16 protein-coding genes are annotated in these 14,781 nt (G+C 70.4%); 10 read left to right on the top strand and 6 right to left on the bottom strand.

Translation table 11 applies throughout. The annotated features are described in order from the left end of the window. Positions 1 to 96: 96 nt before the first annotated feature. From ACIQWX_RS00160 to ACIQWX_RS00150, 3 genes are all read left to right on the top strand, one after another. Positions 97 to 2,559, top strand: coding sequence for an alpha-L-rhamnosidase C-terminal domain-containing protein (locus ACIQWX_RS00160; RefSeq protein ID WP_400863467.1), 2,463 nt, complete (start codon positions 97 to 99; stop codon positions 2,557 to 2,559). 82 nt (positions 2,560 to 2,641) lie between these two features. Beyond that, positions 2,642 to 3,493 carry a RecB family exonuclease gene (locus tag ACIQWX_RS00155; RefSeq protein WP_400869322.1) on the top strand — a complete coding sequence of 284 codons (852 nt, stop codon included), beginning with the start codon at positions 2,642 to 2,644 and terminating at the stop codon, positions 3,491 to 3,493. 83 nt (positions 3,494 to 3,576) lie between these two features. Continuing rightward, complete coding sequence (locus ACIQWX_RS00150) at positions 3,577 to 4,251, top strand: hypothetical protein (protein WP_400863464.1); 675 nt, start codon at positions 3,577 to 3,579, stop codon at positions 4,249 to 4,251. On the opposite strand, the gene ACIQWX_RS00145 is transcribed toward ACIQWX_RS00150, so the two are convergent. Continuing rightward, positions 4,244 to 5,584: a hypothetical protein gene (locus ACIQWX_RS00145; protein WP_400863461.1), complete on the bottom strand. Its 1,341-nt coding sequence runs from the start codon at positions 5,582 to 5,584 to the stop codon at positions 4,244 to 4,246. The two genes, ACIQWX_RS00150 and ACIQWX_RS00145, sit on opposite strands and share 8 nt — an antisense overlap. Positions 5,585 to 5,608: 24 nt before the next feature. After that, a complete protein-coding gene (locus tag ACIQWX_RS00140) occupies positions 5,609 to 7,075 on the bottom strand; it encodes a DEAD/DEAH box helicase (protein ID WP_400863458.1) in 1,467 nt (488 codons plus the stop codon). 553 nt (positions 7,076 to 7,628) lie between these two features. On the opposite strand from ACIQWX_RS00140, the gene ACIQWX_RS00135 reads away from it, so the two are divergent. Together ACIQWX_RS00135 and ACIQWX_RS00130 are read left to right on the top strand one after the other, a co-directional pair. Then, positions 7,629 to 8,282, top strand: coding sequence for a ferritin-like fold-containing protein (locus ACIQWX_RS00135; RefSeq protein WP_400863455.1), 654 nt, complete (start codon positions 7,629 to 7,631; stop codon positions 8,280 to 8,282). 119 nt (positions 8,283 to 8,401) lie between these two features. After that, positions 8,402 to 8,632 carry a DUF3107 domain-containing protein gene (locus ACIQWX_RS00130; RefSeq protein ID WP_086670813.1) on the top strand — a complete coding sequence of 77 codons (231 nt, stop codon included), beginning with the start codon at positions 8,402 to 8,404 and terminating at the stop codon, positions 8,630 to 8,632. A 459-nt stretch (positions 8,633 to 9,091) separates the two neighbouring features. Here ACIQWX_RS00130 and ACIQWX_RS00125 read toward each other — a convergent pair whose 3' ends face one another. Then, positions 9,092 to 9,391, bottom strand: a complete 300-nt coding sequence (locus ACIQWX_RS00125; protein WP_400863453.1) for a ribbon-helix-helix protein, CopG family — start codon at positions 9,389 to 9,391, stop codon at positions 9,092 to 9,094. A gap of 472 nt (positions 9,392 to 9,863) precedes the next feature. Here ACIQWX_RS00125 and ACIQWX_RS00120 point away from each other — a divergent pair, with 472 nt between their 5' ends. The 3 genes from ACIQWX_RS00120 (at position 9,864) to ACIQWX_RS00110 (ending at position 11,102) form a co-directional block, all read left to right on the top strand. After that, on the top strand, positions 9,864 to 10,064 hold the full coding sequence (locus ACIQWX_RS00120; protein WP_400863450.1) for a hypothetical protein: 201 nt from the start codon (positions 9,864 to 9,866) through the stop codon (positions 10,062 to 10,064). Then, positions 10,061 to 10,501, top strand: coding sequence for a hypothetical protein (locus ACIQWX_RS00115; protein ID WP_400863448.1), 441 nt, complete (start codon positions 10,061 to 10,063; stop codon positions 10,499 to 10,501). Before ACIQWX_RS00120 ends, ACIQWX_RS00115 begins: the two co-directional genes overlap by 4 nt. A 151-nt stretch (positions 10,502 to 10,652) precedes the next feature. Then, entirely contained in the window at positions 10,653 to 11,102 is a 450-nt protein-coding gene (locus ACIQWX_RS00110) for a pyridoxamine 5'-phosphate oxidase family protein (protein ID WP_400863446.1), read from the top strand. Here the strand turns inward: ACIQWX_RS00110 and ACIQWX_RS00105 are convergent. Then, complete coding sequence (locus tag ACIQWX_RS00105) at positions 11,099 to 11,416, bottom strand: DUF4873 domain-containing protein (protein ID WP_400863444.1); 318 nt, start codon at positions 11,414 to 11,416, stop codon at positions 11,099 to 11,101. The two genes, ACIQWX_RS00110 and ACIQWX_RS00105, sit on opposite strands and share 4 nt — an antisense overlap. Beyond that, the gene (locus ACIQWX_RS00100) at positions 11,413 to 12,180 is read right to left on the bottom strand and encodes a TetR/AcrR family transcriptional regulator (RefSeq protein WP_400863441.1); all 768 of its coding nucleotides are present in this window, start codon (positions 12,178 to 12,180) and stop codon (positions 11,413 to 11,415) included. Before ACIQWX_RS00100 ends, ACIQWX_RS00105 begins: the two co-directional genes overlap by 4 nt. Positions 12,181 to 12,235: 55 nt before the next feature. Here ACIQWX_RS00100 and ACIQWX_RS00095 point away from each other — a divergent pair, with 55 nt between their 5' ends. Continuing rightward, positions 12,236 to 13,144, top strand: coding sequence for a diiron oxygenase (locus tag ACIQWX_RS00095; protein ID WP_400863438.1), 909 nt, complete (start codon positions 12,236 to 12,238; stop codon positions 13,142 to 13,144). After that, entirely contained in the window at positions 13,141 to 14,052 is a 912-nt protein-coding gene (locus ACIQWX_RS00090; protein ID WP_400863436.1) for an alpha/beta fold hydrolase, read from the top strand. The genes ACIQWX_RS00095 and ACIQWX_RS00090 overlap by 4 nt, the downstream gene beginning before the upstream one ends. Positions 14,053 to 14,108: 56 nt before the next feature. On the opposite strand, the gene ACIQWX_RS00085 is transcribed toward ACIQWX_RS00090, so the two are convergent. Further along, a complete protein-coding gene (locus tag ACIQWX_RS00085) occupies positions 14,109 to 14,735 on the bottom strand; it encodes a TetR/AcrR family transcriptional regulator (protein ID WP_400863433.1) in 627 nt (208 codons plus the stop codon). Positions 14,736 to 14,781: the final 46 nt, after the last annotated feature.

The raw sequence follows: 14,781 nt of genomic DNA, 5'->3' as shown, positions 1-14,781 counted from the left end.
GGAACGCCCGCGTCCGTTGACATCGTTGGCACCGCTCGCGCAGCCTGAACCTCAGCTCAGCGGTTGAAACGATTCAAACGCCTTGCGGAGGCCTCGATGAAGTGGCTCAGAGCATTCCTGCCGGTCACGGTGCTGGTGGCGAGCGGCGTGGTCGCCGCGCCCGCCGACGCCGCGCCCAGCTGGCAGAAGTACGTCGTCGCGCCGTCGTCGCGCGATGTCCGGCCGGTGAAGGTGCTGTCCACGACCGGCGACGTCACCAACCCGGCCGGCCTGCTCGGCCGGGGTGTCACGACGTTCAAGCGGCAGGCGCCGCCGCCCAAGCCGGCCTGGCCCGCGGGGACGACCGCGGCCGCGTCGTCGTTCCACGCGCCGAACAACGGCGGGAACGGCCAGCCGCGGACCTACGACCCCGGCAACGCCGTCGACGGCAACACCGAGACGTTCTGGAACGACGACACGATCGGCGCTTACCCGGACGTCCTGACCATCACCTCGGCCGCGCCGGTCGCGCTGCCGGGCGTCACGCTGCTGTCCAGTGTGGACGGTGTGCCGCAGGACTACACCGTCGAGGTGCTGGACGCGGGCGCGTGGCGCGTCGCGGCCACGGTCAGCGGCAACACGGCCGTGCAGCGCGCGGTCGCGTTCGACCGGCCGGTGACGACCACGCAGGTCCGGATCACCGTCTCGAAGGACCAGAACACGCCGTCCGGCGAGTTCAGCCGCGTCACCGAGGTCTGGCCGGGCGTGGTCGCCGACCCGCCGGTGCCGGTCGCGGTCGTGGACTTCGGCAAGGTCGTCGCGGGGTACCCGAAGATCTCGTTCGCGGGCGCGTCGGCGAACCACCCCGGCGTCCGGGTGTCGACCTCGGAAACCCAGCAGTACCTGGGCGAACGGTCCGACTTCTCGCGCTCGGACTTCTCCGGCGGGCCGGGCAGCGACCAGATCGCGGTGCCCGCGGCACCGACCGTCTGGCGGGACACGAAGGGCTGTGCTTCCGGTACGCAGGTGTGCGCGGACGGCCTGCGCGGCTTCCGCTACCTGCGGATCAGCCTCGACGCGCTCGCGTCGGACGCGCCGCTCACGCAGCCGTCCGGCGAGGTGCGGATCAACGGCGTCTCGCTCGACTTCACGCCGTTCCTCGGCACGCCGGACACCTACCGCGGCTGGTTCGAGTCGTCCGACGCCGAGCTGAACAAGTACTGGTACGCGGCTTCGTACACGAACGAGCTGGGCATGGACACGTTCCGCGAGTCCGATGTGGACCCGCGCGGCGCGTTCTCGCCGTCGCTGGACGGGAAACTGGTGCTGCACGACGGCGCGAAGCGCGACCGGGACCCGTACGTCGGCGACGTCGCGGTGTCCGGGCTGACGCAGTACCTGACGCACCAGGACGGCACGGCGGCGAAGAACGTCCTCGCGGACCTCGCCGACCACCAGCGCGCGGACGGCTGGATCCCGCCCGCGTCGATCAACAACTACACGCTGCCGCTGTTCGACTATCCGCTCTGGTGGGTGACGTCGAGCTGGGACTACGTGCTCTACACGGGCGACACCGCGTACGCGTCTTCGTACTACTCGCACCTCGTGAAGACGCTGGACTCGTGGTACCCGTCGGTCACCGATTCGCGCGGGTTGCTCGCGAAGGGGCTCAACGGCACCGGCGGCTACGGCGACTACGCGTTCCTGCCGCGTACGGGCGAAGTGACGTACTACAACGCGTTGTACGTCCGGGCGCTCCAGGGCGCGGCCGGGCTGGCTCGGGCGACTGGGCACCCCGCGGACGCCGATCGGTGGCTCGCACGGGCTTCCGGTGTCGCTTCCGCCGTGAACACGTACTTGTGGGACCCGGCGGCGGGGGCGTACCTCGACTCGGGGACGGGCGCGGTGCGCCACGGCCAGGACGGCAACAGCCAGGCGATTCTCGCCGGTATCGCGTCGCCTTCGCAGGCCACGTCGGCGCTGGCGCGGCTCGCGGCGGGTGCGTTGCCGTACGGGAACCCGTTCATGGACAACGACACCCTGGTTTCCGATGGCACCAAGCGCGTGTACGCGTTCACGTCGTTCCCTGAACTGCAGGCGCGGTTCCGGAGCGGGCAGCCGGACTCGGCGATCGACCAGATCAAGCGGATGTACGGCTGGATGGCCTCGCACGACCCGGGTATCACGGCGTGGGAAGGCATCGGTGAGGGCGGTTCGCACTACGAGCAGGGGTACACGTCGGCGGCGCACGGCTGGTCGACGGGTGTCGTGCCGGCGTTGACGAACGAGCTGCTGGGCGTCTCGCCTGCTTCGCCTGGTTTCGCGACGTGGACTGTTGCGCCGCACCCGGGTTCGGTTTCGTGGGCGCGTGGCGCGGTGCCGACGCCTCGGGGGGCGCTGTCGGCTTCGTGGACTCAGACGGGTCCGGTGTTCTCGCTGACGGTCACGGCGCCCCGCGGGACTTCGGGTTCGCTGGTGGTGCCGTCGGGCAAGCTGGTGCTGCTGGACGGGCGCCCGCTGCGTGCCGGTGGTTCCCTGGCTGTTTCCGGTGGTACGCACACGGTGCTCGTGGTGAAGTAGCCGCACTTTCCGCGCGGGGTGGTCGCGCCCCGCGCGGAAAGTGTCGGTGGTGGTGCGTAGCGTGGGCGCCGTGAAGGAGCAGATGGGGTTCGACTTCGGCGTCGCACAACCGGTGCGGCTCACGAAGGTGTCGCCGGCGCGGCTGGCCACCTTCGACGATTGCCCGCGCCGGTATCGGCTCGCGTACCTCGAACGGCCGACCCCACAACGCACGGGGCCGTGGGCGCACAGCACGCTCGGCGCGGTGGTGCACAACGCGTTGCGGGCGCTGTTCGACCTGCCGGTGCTCAAGCGGGTGCCGCAGCGGGCGGTGGCGCTGGTGGCGGAGTTCTGGAAGGACGCGGGCTTCGAGACCGACGAGCAGGCGGCCCGCTACCGGGCGCGCGCGAAGGGGTGGGTGGCGGAGTACGTCGAGGACAACGACGTCACGCACGACCCGGTCGGGCTGGAGCGGTGGGTGTCGGCGCCGGTGAGCCCGTCGCCGGGGGAGAAGCCGTCGATGATCATCGAGGGCCGCGCGGACCGGATCGACGCGCGGGACGGTTCGCTGGTGATCGTCGACTACAAGACGGGCAAGCGGCCACCGGACGAGTACGAGGCGCGGGCGTCGCAGGCGCTGGCGTTGTACGCGGTGGCGGCGGCCCGGACGCTGCGGATGCCGTGCACGACGGTGGAGCTGCACCACCTCCCGACGGGCACGATCGCGGCGGCCGAGCACACGCCGGAGAGCCTCCAGCGGCACCTGCAACGCGCGGGCGAGACCGCCGCGGACCTGAGGCTGGCCACGGATACCCTGGACGCGGGCGGCGACGCGGACGTGCTGTTCCCGGCCCGCCCGGACCGCCGTTGCGCCTGGTGCGACTTCCGGCCGAGCTGCGCGGTCGGCCAGGAAGCCGCCCCGCAGGCGCAGCCGTGGGAGCTGCTCGCGCCTTGACAGGGGAGAGGAAGAGGTTGGCTTCACCGGACACGGAAGAGTTGGAGTTGGGGACGGCCGGGGCGCCGGCCCGGGGGCAAGGTGTGGTTGGGCCCGAGGCCGCCGGGGCGCAGCGGACCGAGCCGCTTGCCATTGAGCCCGCCGCCGCCGAGGCCCAGCCGACCGAGCCGCTGGTCGCCGGGGGCGGGGCGCGGAGGCAGGTCAAGCCGGGGGCTGCCAAGCCCGAAGCGGCTGCGCCGCTGGGCGCCGGGCACAAGGCGCCGGGGCGGGCTGAGCCGGCCGCTGCCGGGGCGCAGCCGACCGAGCCGCTCGCTGCTGCCGGCGTGCGCGAGCAGGCCAAGCCGGCGGCTGCCGAGGCGCAGCAGACCGAGCCGCTCGCCACCGAACCCACCGCCGCCGAGGCGCAGACCGTTCCTCAAGAGCGCGTCGAACCCGAGCGGATCGAGCCGACCGAAGCCGCCGAAGAGGCCGCCGAGCCGGGAAAGCCGCGCGGCCGCTGGTGGCGGGGCCTCACCGGGTCCCTCGCCGCCGGCCTGACCGTCCTCGCCGTCGGGGTCCTCGCCGTCGCCGGCATCGATCTCTACACCGGTGCCCCAGGTCCAGGGCCCGCGCTCCTCATCGGCCACCCCGTCGCGGCCGCTCTCGCCTTACTGGCCCAGCGGGTCGCCGATCGCCGCAACGGCGCCACAGCGGCGGGCGCAGGTCTGGCCGTCGGGCTCTTCACCGTCTCGGCCCTGACCCTCTTCTGGCTCACTTGAGCGCGGTCAGCACCCCGCCGCGCTCCTCCAGCAGCACCGGGCCCGCCGCGCCCAGCCGAACCAGACCCGCGTAACCGCGGCGGTCCACCCCGACCGTCCGGATCGTCGACCCGTCGTTCTCGTTCAGCACCGCCAGCCCGCCCTTGATGGGCACCACCAGCTGCCCGGCGAACACGATCCCCGGCCCCGAAGCGCTGCTCAACGTCCACCGCGGCGACAAGTCGTCACGTGACAACGCCACCACCTTCGACCCGCTGAACCAGTACACGTTCTGCGTCGTCTGGGTCGTCGCCTCGACGCCCGCCGGCGGGTCCGTCGCCAGATCCGAAGCCGGCACGTCCAGCGGGTACGCCGCGCGCTGGGAACCGTCGCCGTTGTAGACGACCAGGAGCTTCTGGTCCGGCAACACCACCGCCGTCAGCTCGCCCGACATCGCGATCACCCGCGCGCGCTTGCCCGCCAGGACGCTGCTGAACGCCACCTGGGGCTCGTCGTCCTTCTCCGGTGCCGCCTTGTAGACCGTCAGCCGGTCCGCCGGGTCGCCCGGGCAGCGCTCGATCACGCCCACCTTGCCCGACGCCGCCGCCACCGTGCCGTACGTGCACCCGGTCCTGGGCTGCTTGCCCGCGTTCACCAGCGCCGGGACCTGGCCGTACTCGGCGCTCTGCACCAGGTCGTCGCGCCAGGTCGTCAGGAGCTTCTTGCCCGTCGCCGTCACGTGGGAGCCGTCGCTGACCAGCTGCGTGCCCAGCTCCGCGTTGCCGTTGCGCTGCGCCGTGATGCGGCCCGTGCCCGGGTCCAGCTGCGTGACCTCGCTGCACGAAGTCTTCGAGTAGACGGCGTTCAGCCGCCCCCACGTCTCGTTCACCGTGCAGAGCGGGAGGTCGCGCGTGTAGTGCCAGCGGACCTGGCCGGTCAGCGGGTCGCGGGCGTCGACTTCGCCGCCGTCGGCCGTCGCCACCGTGTCGCCCGCCACCACCGGGACCGGCGTCGCGCCGCTGCGGGCGCTCCAGATCTCGGTCAGCGAACCGGGCACCTTCTCCGGCGCCGCCGGCAACGGCGGGGGCGCCGCCGCCTCCGTCCGGTCGGTGGCCGCGCTGTCGCTCGTCACGCCGATGACCAGCGCGACGGCGACCACGGCGACCGCGATCAGCGCGGCCAGCACCCGGTCCCGCCCGCGGTTCCACGGCGATCGCCGGGCCTTGACGCGCGGGGCGGGCGGGGTGGGAGCGACGTCCTCCAGGACGTCCTCGGAGCCGTACTCGGGGGCCGGTTCTGCCGCGGGCGGGACCGCTTCAGGCGCGCTTTCGGGCGCCTTCTCGTCTTCGCTCACTTACCCGACCCCCGTGCGTAGGCCTCAGTCTGCCGACGCAGGTGTATCAGACGTCGCCGCGGGACGGCGACGGCGGCGCCGCCGAGCCGGCCGCTCGGCGTTCTCGCCGGTTTCCTTCTCGGCCACCGGACCGGTCGTTTCCGGCGCGGTGCCGCGGGTGCGGCGACGCGTCCGGGTGCGGCCTTCCGAAGCAGCGGGAGCGTCTTCCGACGACGAAGCCGCGGCCTTGTCCGCCGCCTCGACGGCTTCGGCCGCCCGCGACCCGCCGCGGGTGCGCTTGCGCGGGGCCCGGGCGCGCTTGCGCGGCGCCGCTTCTTCCGAAGACTCGCCGGGCTTGCCACGGCCGCGGCCGCGCTTCTTGCCGCCCAGGTCCTCTTCCTCCTCGGCGGCCAGGCCCGCGCGGGTGCGGTTGGCCAGCGGCAGCCGGCCCTTCGTGCCCTCCGGGATGCCCAGGTCGCTGAACAGGTGCGGCGACGACGAGTACGTCTCCACCGGCTCCGGCTTGTCGAGGCCCAGGGTGTCGGAGATCAGCTTCCAGCGCGGCTCCTCGTCCCAGTCGACGAGCGTGACGGCGACGCCGGTCCGGCCCGCGCGGCCGGTGCGGCCGATGCGGTGGACGTAGGTCTTCTCGTCGTCCGGGCACTGGTAGTTGATCACGTGGGTGACGTCGTCGATGTCGATGCCGCGAGCCGCGACGTCGGTCGCGACCAGCACGTCGACCTTGCCCGAGCGGAACGCGCGCAGCGCCTGCTCACGGGCGCCCTGGCCCAGGTCACCGTGCACGGCGGCCGCGGCGAACCCGCGCTCCACCAGGTCGTCGGCCACCTTCTGGGCGGTGCGCTTGGTGCGGCTGAAGATCATCGTCAGGCCACGGCCTTCGGCCTGCAGCACGCGGGCGACGACCTCGGGCTTGTCCATCGAGTGCGCCCGGTAGACGAACTGGGCGGTGCGCTCGTGGATCGCGCTCGCGTCGTTCTCCTCGGCGCGGATGTGCGTCGGCTGGCGCAGGAACGTGCGGGCCAGCGTGATGATCGGGCCGGGCATGGTGGCCGAGAACAGCATGGTCTGCCGCTCGTCCGGCACCATCCGCAGGATGCGCTCGATGTCGGGCAGGAAGCCCAGGTCGAGCATCTCGTCGGCCTCGTCGAGCACGAGCCCGCGGACCTTGCCCAGCACCAGGTGCTGCTGCTCGGCCAGGTCGAGGAGACGACCCGGGGTGCCGATCACGACGTCGACGCCCTTGCGCAGCGCCTCGATCTGCGGCTCGTACGGGCGGCCGCCGTAGATGGCCAGCGTGCGGATGCCGAGGTGCTTGCCGGCGCCCTTGAGGTCGTTCGCGACCTGGATGCACAGCTCGCGGGTCGGGACCACGACGAGCACCTGCGGGGTGCCGTCGCCGGGGACCTGCACGCGGTGCAGCAGCGGGACGCCGAAGCCCAGCGTCTTGCCCATGCCGGTGCGGGCCTGGCCGATGAGGTCGTCGCCGGCCATCGCGAGCGGCAGCGTGAGCGCCTGGATCGCGAAGGTCCGTTCGATGCCGGCCTCGCCGAGGGCCTTGACGATCTCCGGCTTGACGCCGAAGGACGCGAAGGTCGGGGCCTCGGGCTCGACCTCGACGCCCGCCTGCAGCGGGTGCGACGTGTCGAGCGCGGCCGGGCCGGTCTCGCTGTGTTCCAGCGCGACGGCGGGGGTCTGTTCGGTTGTGGGAATTTCTGCGGTCAGGGTGATCGCCTCTCTCGTGACCAGCGCGCACAGCCGTGGGTCCGCTCGACACTCGACCGGGAGTAAACCCTGGTCCCTGGCGCTGATCTGAGGCGCGGAACCGGTCCGTCCCGGGAATGCCGGAAGAGGCGTGCACGCACATTGCAGTACGTCGGCAGGCCTCGTGACCTGCCTGTCCCCGACGCCGGTATGGCGTACGGAAGCTTCTATACCATTCGCAGTGTACCTGGTCAGCAGTTTTTCGACAGTACCCGGCGCGCCGGAACCAGTGTGATCGGTCTCGTCGCGGCACGCCCGGGTGCTTCGGCGATACCCTGCCCGGGTGACCGAGCCGAAAGAGATCTCAGAGGGCGTAGTCGACCTTCTGGGTGTGATCGCCTACCTCGAACTTTCCGCGTTCGACCGGATGGCCGAAGACGCGCGCAGCGCCCCGACGCTGGCCGGGCGGGCGGCGCTGGCGCGGATGGCGGCCGCGGAGATCGGTCACTACGGCCTGCTGGCGGACCACTTGGCCGCCCACGGCGTCAAGATCGAAGACGCGATGACGCCGTTCGTGGCCCAGGTCGACGCGTGGCACCGCTCGACGTCGCCGAAGTCGTGGCTCGAGTCGCTGGTCAAGGCCTACGTCGGCGACGGGCTGGCCGCCGACCTCTACCGCGAGATCGCCAGCTGGCTCGACGCCGAGACCAAGGACCTCGTGCTGACCGTCCTCGCGGACACCGGCCACTCCGCGTTCGCCGAACGCGAAGTCGCCGCCGGCATCGAAGCCGACCCCAAGACCCGTGACAAGCTCGCTCTGTGGGGGCGCCGCCTGCTCGGCGAGGCGCTCACGCAGGCCCAGTACGTCGTCGCCGAGCGCGACGGGCTGGCCGAGCTGATCATCGGCGGTTCGGGTGACCTCTCCGGAATTGCGGCGCTGTTCCGGCGGTTGCAACAGGGGCACACGAAGCGCATGCAGGCGCTCGGCCTGGGCTGAACCCGATGGAGTACCCGGAAGTGACGACGCGGTCGGGCGCGGACATGCGCCACCGGAACGAGCCGGTTCGGTTAGCCTTGGCCGGCACATCCCTTACGAATTTCCAGCGGAGGTCCCACGTGGAGGTCAAGATCGGCATCAAGGACACGCCGCGCGAGCTGGTGGTGTCCAGTGGCCAGTCTCCCGAAGAGGTGGAGAAGCTGGTCGCCGAGGCCCTGACGGCCGGTGACGGGCTCTTCCGCATCAACGACGAGAAGGGGCGCAAGTACCTCGTCCCGTCCGACCGCATCGCGTACGTCGAGATCGCCCCGTCCGACGTCCGCAAGGTCGGCTTCGGCGTCGGCGACTGACCCATCGCGGCCAAGGCCACTCCGGGACGTTCCCGGGGTGGCCTTTCGCATGCCCGCGTGCTTCGGCGACATTACTGCGACAAGCGGTCGAGGGCGCGTGACGACCGAGAGTCTGGCTGGCCGTCCGGGGCCGGTTGTGCCGCTGATCGGGCGAAAACCTCGTGCTGAGGCAACGTCGTCCTCGTGGCGGCGTCGGTGTGGTGGAACCCTGTGAAGTACCCGGGTCCTATGGCCCTACAACGGTACGTAGCGGGGTGTAACGGTTACACCGGCCAGTGACGACTAAAGCTGCGCGAACACACCTTGTGTTCGAAATGACGGAGGGCAGTAGTCATGAGTTAGCAACCTGCACATGCAGATGCATGTGCATTGCCGACGAGTGTCGAGGTTCGGCGGGACCTCAGAGATCATTGAAAACCGAACAGAGTTGAGAGCAGAGTGCTGCCGTGGAGAACCGGCTCACAGGATGATCACTTGCTTGGTGTTCTGTCCGCTTTTGAGAAGGACTTCGGCGTTCTCTTCTTTGACGGCGCGGTACAGCACCTCGCCGTAGCCGATCAGGCGGCGAACCGCCTCGGTGAGGGTGACGCCTTCCCGTTCGATGACCTTTTGCAATGCCTCGATCGTCTCGGCGTTGACGGCAACGTTGATCCGTTTCGGGGCCTGAGTGGCCGGATTGGCTCCGTCGGAGTCCTGGCGCTGCTCGGGAGTCTGGACGTCGCGTCGGGTGGCGGCTGATGAGCTCGGCTGTTTGGGCATGGGTCCCTCTTCTCGTCAGTGGCGTTCAGATGGCCGACGTACAACACGCTTGCGGACACGGGTGCGACCGCTGGGCTGAAGGTGGGCCACATGTGGGCTGGAAGTGACTCACCGCTGACTCCTGCAAACGATCATGCCACACATAGCGTCCATCCCGCTCTCGTGTCTTGCCACATAACTCGACATCTCAGCGCCCGGCGTTACAAAGGTCAAGCTAAGAATTTTCAGTGTAACCGGTGCAGGTTGGTACGGCCGACGCGCGTCACTCACACGTCTTAGTCGCTTCTCAGGTTCAAAAAACGTGTATCTCAGACACTTCACAGGCTCTTAGGTCACACACCAGAGCCACATCCGATGTACCCTCCGTGAGGAAGGTCGCACCTCCCCAGTCATGCCCCGGCCGGCGTTGTCGCTTCACGACCTGAAGCTGCATCCGGGCGTTCCTCTTCCCCCGCTTCGAAGGGAGATCACCATGACCAGAACAAAGCGCCAGCCCGAAGATCCCGAGCCCGTCAGCCTTCGACATCCGCCTCTCCGGAGCGCGACGGCCAACACCACCCCGGCGGAGAACGGACTGGTCGCCCGCGGCAAGGAAGACCAGCGGGACGTGGCGGACGGACCGGTGGCGTTCGCGATCCCGTACGTCTCGAACGACTCGGGCAAGGAGTCATGAGCCCAACTGAGGGGCGAGCGAGTGAGGGCGCCGCGCCGGCCGAGGACCTGGTTCCGGCCGGCGCGGCGGCTTCCACACCGGGCGACGTTGGGGTCTCGCTCGAAGCGTGGTCCGACGAAATCCCCGGCTCGGGCCCGGTCCTGGCGCACGAGGTGGTGCCTCCGAGCAACGTGACACAGCCTTTGACCGCGACCTTCCAGCAACGGGAACAATCCGAGCAGCGCAAAGCGACCGAGCGGATGCAGCAGTGGGTCCTCATCGGGGTCGCGACCGTGCTCCTGGTGGTGTTCGCGCTGACGCTCGTCGCGGTGTGGAACCACGGAGTGACCCCCGAGTACGCCCTCGAACTCGGCCGGCTGGTGCTACCGTCACTGGTGGGGTCGGGTGCGACGATCGTGGGCGCGCTGTTCATCAACGGAAGCCGCAAGGATCCCTGAGCTCGCACGCCAGAGTGGTCCCTCTGCGGGAGTTGAATCGCAGGGAAGCTGCTCTGGTGTACGAGACGTCGTCCCCCTGGTGGGCGGCACTTTTCACCGGATCGGCTCCGGTTCCTTGGTGTGTCGCCGCCGGGCTGCCTAGCTTCGCCCGGTGACCACTCTCGAACAGGCCGCCGTCGCGGACCTCGTGCGGAGCACCCTCTCCGCGCACAAGTCGTTGTTCCTCGCCACCTCGGGCAGCACCGGGCCGTGGGTCGGCGGGGTGTACTTCGCCGAGACCGGCGAGTTCACGCTCAACCTCGTCCTCGAGGACCGCGGCCGGACGCTGGCCGCGATCCGGGAGAACCCGGTGGTGTCGGTGGTCGTCTCGACCGGTTCGCCGATGCAGCCGTTCCTGCAGGCCCAGGCGCTCGCCGAGGTCGTCGGCGCCGAAGAAGACGCGAAGGTGCGCGAGCTGCTCGTGGCGAAGGTCCCGGAGGCGGCGCCGTTCCTGTCCCAGCCGGTCACGGCGGTCCGGCTGACCGTGCGGAAGTGGCGCGCGACGGACATCGCGAACGGCCTGCTGCCCGGCGTGGAACTGCCGGCCCCGCGCCTGCCCTAGGCGTTCAGCTCTTCCAACGTCGTCGGAACGTGGAACGGCGGGGTGCTCGAGCCCGTGATCCGGTAGCGCCCCCACGGGTCCGGGTCCGACAGCTCGCCCGTCGCCGTGTACTGGCCCGCCTGGATCGTCACCGGCTTCTTCTTGCCGCCGGCCAGGCGGGTCAGCTCCTCGTCGACCGCCACCCGGCCGTACCAGCGGTAGAAGCCGTCGATCGGCTGGAAGTAGCCGCGCAGCTCGACCGTCACCGGCAGGGAAACGCCGTCGACCACCAGGGTTGCTTCGCCGCTGTAGCCGTCTTCGTCGTGCTCGCTCATGACGTTTCCTCCAGGCCTTCCGCGCGGCCCAGCTGGACCACCTTGTTGGCTTCCAGGGGCAGGTTCGGGTCGATGACCACGCCGTGCTGGCGGGTCAGGCCGTCGATCGCCGCCCAGATGATCTGCGTCAGGTACTCCACGACCGCGTCGCGGCCCATCGAGCGGCGGTCCAGCCACCACTCGCCGGTGTTCTGGACCATGCCGACGATGCCGTGCGCCCACGGCTCGGCCGCGCCGGAGTCCATGTTGAACATCCGCATGTAGTCGCCGAGCAGCGCCGTCAGCGCCGTCGCGATCAGTTCCTTGTCCTCGGCCACGACGTCCGACGACACCGGCTTGTCCGGCCGCCCGTGCGCCAGCAGCCGGTACAGGTTCGGGTGCTCCTCGATCACGGTGAAGAACGCGTCCAGGGCCATCCGGATCCGCGGGACCGGCGCCAGCTCGGCGTTGATCGCCGGGATCAGCCGCTCGAAGAGGATCTCGGTGCCGCGCTGGCCGAGGGCGACGTAGAGGTCGGCCTTGTCGTCGAAGTGCCGGTACAGCACCGGTTTCGTGACGCCGGCCTCCGCGGCGACGTCCTCCATGCCGAGGTCGGGGCCGTGCGTGTCGAGCGCCCGCAGCGCGGCCTCGACGAACTCCTTGCGCCGCGCGATCCGGTGCTTGCGCCAGCGGTCGCGGCGGGCGTCGCCGGTCGCCTCCTCGTCGCGCGACGAGGACCTGGGCTGCTTGCCGGAGCGCTTGACACGTTCGATCACGAGGCTCATGCTACGCACAGGTAACTGTTACCTCAAGTTACACATTGCGGAAGGGGTGTCGGCAATGACGCGGACGCTGAAGGAACCGGATCGCGAAAAGACCGCGGACCGACTGCTGAAGTCGTCGGCGAACAAGTTCTACGACCCCGACGTCGACATCGACTGGACGGCGCCGCTGGTCGAGGGCAAACGCTTCATCCTGGACGAACGCTCCTCGCTCTACGGCACCGAACTCTGGGAGAAGCTGACCCCCGAGCAGCGGATCGAGCTGGGCAAGCACGAGGTCGCGAGCGTCGCGACGACCGGGCTGTGGTTCGAAATCCTCCTGATGCAGATGCTGCTCAAGGAGGTCTACGAAGAGGACCCGACGTCCGCGCACGCCCAGTTCGCGCTCACCGAGATCGCCGACGAGTGCCGCCACTCGACGATGTTCGCGCGGATGGCGTCGCGGATCGGCTGCCCCGCGTACGGCCCGGTGCCGTGGCTGCGGAAGCTCGCGAAGCTGATGCCGTCGATCTCCTACGGCCCGGCGCGCTACGGCGCGATCCTGGTCGCCGAGGAGGTCCTGGACCGGCTGCAGCGCGAGCAGATGAACGACGAGGGCGTCCAGCCGCTGGTCCGGATGGTCAACCGGATCCACGTGCTCGAAGAGGCCCGGCACGTCACCTTCGCCCGCGAAGAGGTCACGCGCGGCATGGCGAAGCTGTCCAAGGCCGAGATCGCCTACCAGCAGTTCGTCATCGCGCTGATCTCGTACTTCGTGACGCGGGCGTTCATCAACCCGAACGTCTACAAGGCGGTCGGCATCCGGCCGCGCGACGGCGTCGAAGCGGCGCTGAACAACCCGCACTGGCAGGGGACGATCGCGTGGGCCGGGGAGAAGATCATGCCGTTCCTGCAGGAGTCCGGCCTGGTCGGGCTGCCCGGGAAGTACTTCTGGCGCAAGTCGTTCCTGCTCCCGGCGGGCCGGTGACCACCGCGTCGCGGCTGCGCGACCCCTCGATCGAGCACCGGTTCGTCACGAGCGACGGCGCCGCGCTGCACGTCTCGCAGTCCGGGCCGGCCGACTCGGCGGTGACGCTCGTGCTCGTGCACGGCTGGACGCAGGACCACCGGACGTGGGACTTCGTGCTGCCGCACCTCGACCCCGGCGTGCGCGTGCTGCGCTACGACCTGCGCGGCCACGGCGGTTCGGCGCACGCCCGGCGCGACGGCGCCACGATCGCGCGGCTGGCCGACGACCTCGCCGAGCTCATCGCTTCGCGCGTCCCTTCCGGGCCTCTCGTCCTCGCCGGGCACTCGATGGGCGGCATGACGCTGATGGTGCTCGCCGAGCGGCACCCGGCGCTGGTGCGGGATCGGCTGGCCGGGGCGGCGTTCGTGGCGACGTCGTCGGGCGACATGGACAAGCTGACGCTCGGGTTCCCGGGCCTGGTCGGCCGGGGCGTGACGCGCTTCGAGCCGCGGGTGGCCCGCCTGCTGGCCCGGCTGAAGTCGGACACGCTGCGGCTGCGGCCGGGGATGGTCCGCTCGGGCGCGCGCCGGCTGGTGTTCGGCGTGCGTCCAGGACGTGAGCAGGTGGACAGCGTCGTCGAGCAGCTGCTGGCGGCCCACCCGGCGAGCGCGGGGATGTTCCTGGACGCGATCGCGGCTCACCGTGGGGTGGGCGGGTTGGGCGCGTTGTGCGACGTGCCTTCGGTGGTGCTGGCGGGGGAGCGGGACCGGCTGTGCCCGCTGGCGCACGCGAAGGTGATCGCGGACGAGCTGCCGCACGCGGAGTTCGTCCGGTTCCCCGGGGCCGGGCACATGCTCCCGCAGGAGCGTCCCTTCGAGGTGGCCCGCCGGATCTCCGCGCTGGTCCGCACCGCCGCCTCGAACTGACAGCCACTGCCAAAAGCGGTACTTTCACGTGAAAGTACCGCTTTTGGCAGTGAGTGTCAGGCGTCCTTGAGGGGGAAGCCGCCGCCGATGCCTCGCCAAGCCAGGTTGGCCGTCAAAGCAACCGCTTCCTCGCGGCTCATCGACTGGTGGTGCTGCAGCCAGAACCTCGCGCTGACCTGGCTCATCCCGACCAAGCCCACCGCCAGCAGCCGCGCCTTGTCCTCGTCGAGGCCCGCGTCCGCCGTGATCGTCTCGGTGATCGCGTCCACGCTCGCCGACGTCGCCCGGTCGACCGCCTCCTGGACCGCCGGCTCGCCGCGCAGATCGGACTCGAACACCATCCGGAACGCGCCCGCGTCCTCGCTGACGAAGTCGAAGAACGCCCCGACCGTCGCCGGGACGCGCTGGCGGTTCTCCGTCGTCGAGTCCAGTGCCGTCTGCACGCGCTTCACGAGTTCGTCGACGTGGCTCTCCAGCAGCGCGATGTACAGGTCGAGCTTGCCGGGGAAGTGCTGGTAGAGCACCGGTTTGCTGACACCGGCCACTTCGGCGATCTCGTCCATCGCGGCGGCGTGGTAGCCGTTCTCGGCGAAGACCCGCTGCGCCGCGGCGAGGAGCTGGGCCCGCCGTTCCGTCCGGGGCAGGCGCACCCCACGTTGCTGCAGCCGCGTCATCTCCGTCATGCCCGTCCTCCCGTCATCGCTTCTTCGACGGGCGGGGTCGCCACCG

Origin of the sequence: Amycolatopsis sp. NPDC098790 (assembly GCF_044759945.1) — a bacterium.
GTDB lineage: Bacteria > Actinomycetota > Actinomycetes > Mycobacteriales > Pseudonocardiaceae > Amycolatopsis.
This window is presented reverse-complemented; position numbering and strand designations above follow the sequence as displayed.

Bases quoted from the DNA above. Each gene is read 5' to 3' on its own strand.
- ACIQWX_RS00160 (WP_400863467.1), top strand. From the start codon at position 97: ATGAAGTGGCTCAGAGCATTCCTGCCGGTCACGGTGCTGGTGGCGAGC.
- ACIQWX_RS00155 (WP_400869322.1), top strand. From the start codon at position 2,642: ATGGGGTTCGACTTCGGCGTCGCACAACCGGTGCGGCTCACGAAGGTG.
- ACIQWX_RS00140 (WP_400863458.1), bottom strand. From the start codon at position 7,075: ATGGCCGGCGACGACCTCATCGGCCAGGCCCGCACCGGCATGGGCAAG.
- ACIQWX_RS00125 (WP_400863453.1), bottom strand. From the start codon at position 9,391: ATGCCCAAACAGCCGAGCTCATCAGCCGCCACCCGACGCGACGTCCAG.
- ACIQWX_RS00120 (WP_400863450.1), top strand. From the start codon at position 9,864: ATGACCAGAACAAAGCGCCAGCCCGAAGATCCCGAGCCCGTCAGCCTT.
- ACIQWX_RS00115 (WP_400863448.1), top strand. From the start codon at position 10,061: ATGAGCCCAACTGAGGGGCGAGCGAGTGAGGGCGCCGCGCCGGCCGAG.
- ACIQWX_RS00105 (WP_400863444.1), bottom strand. From the start codon at position 11,416: ATGAGCGAGCACGACGAAGACGGCTACAGCGGCGAAGCAACCCTGGTG.
- ACIQWX_RS00100 (WP_400863441.1), bottom strand. From the start codon at position 12,180: ATGAGCCTCGTGATCGAACGTGTCAAGCGCTCCGGCAAGCAGCCCAGG.
- ACIQWX_RS00095 (WP_400863438.1), top strand. From the start codon at position 12,236: ATGACGCGGACGCTGAAGGAACCGGATCGCGAAAAGACCGCGGACCGA.
- ACIQWX_RS00085 (WP_400863433.1), bottom strand. From the start codon at position 14,735: ATGACGGAGATGACGCGGCTGCAGCAACGTGGGGTGCGCCTGCCCCGG.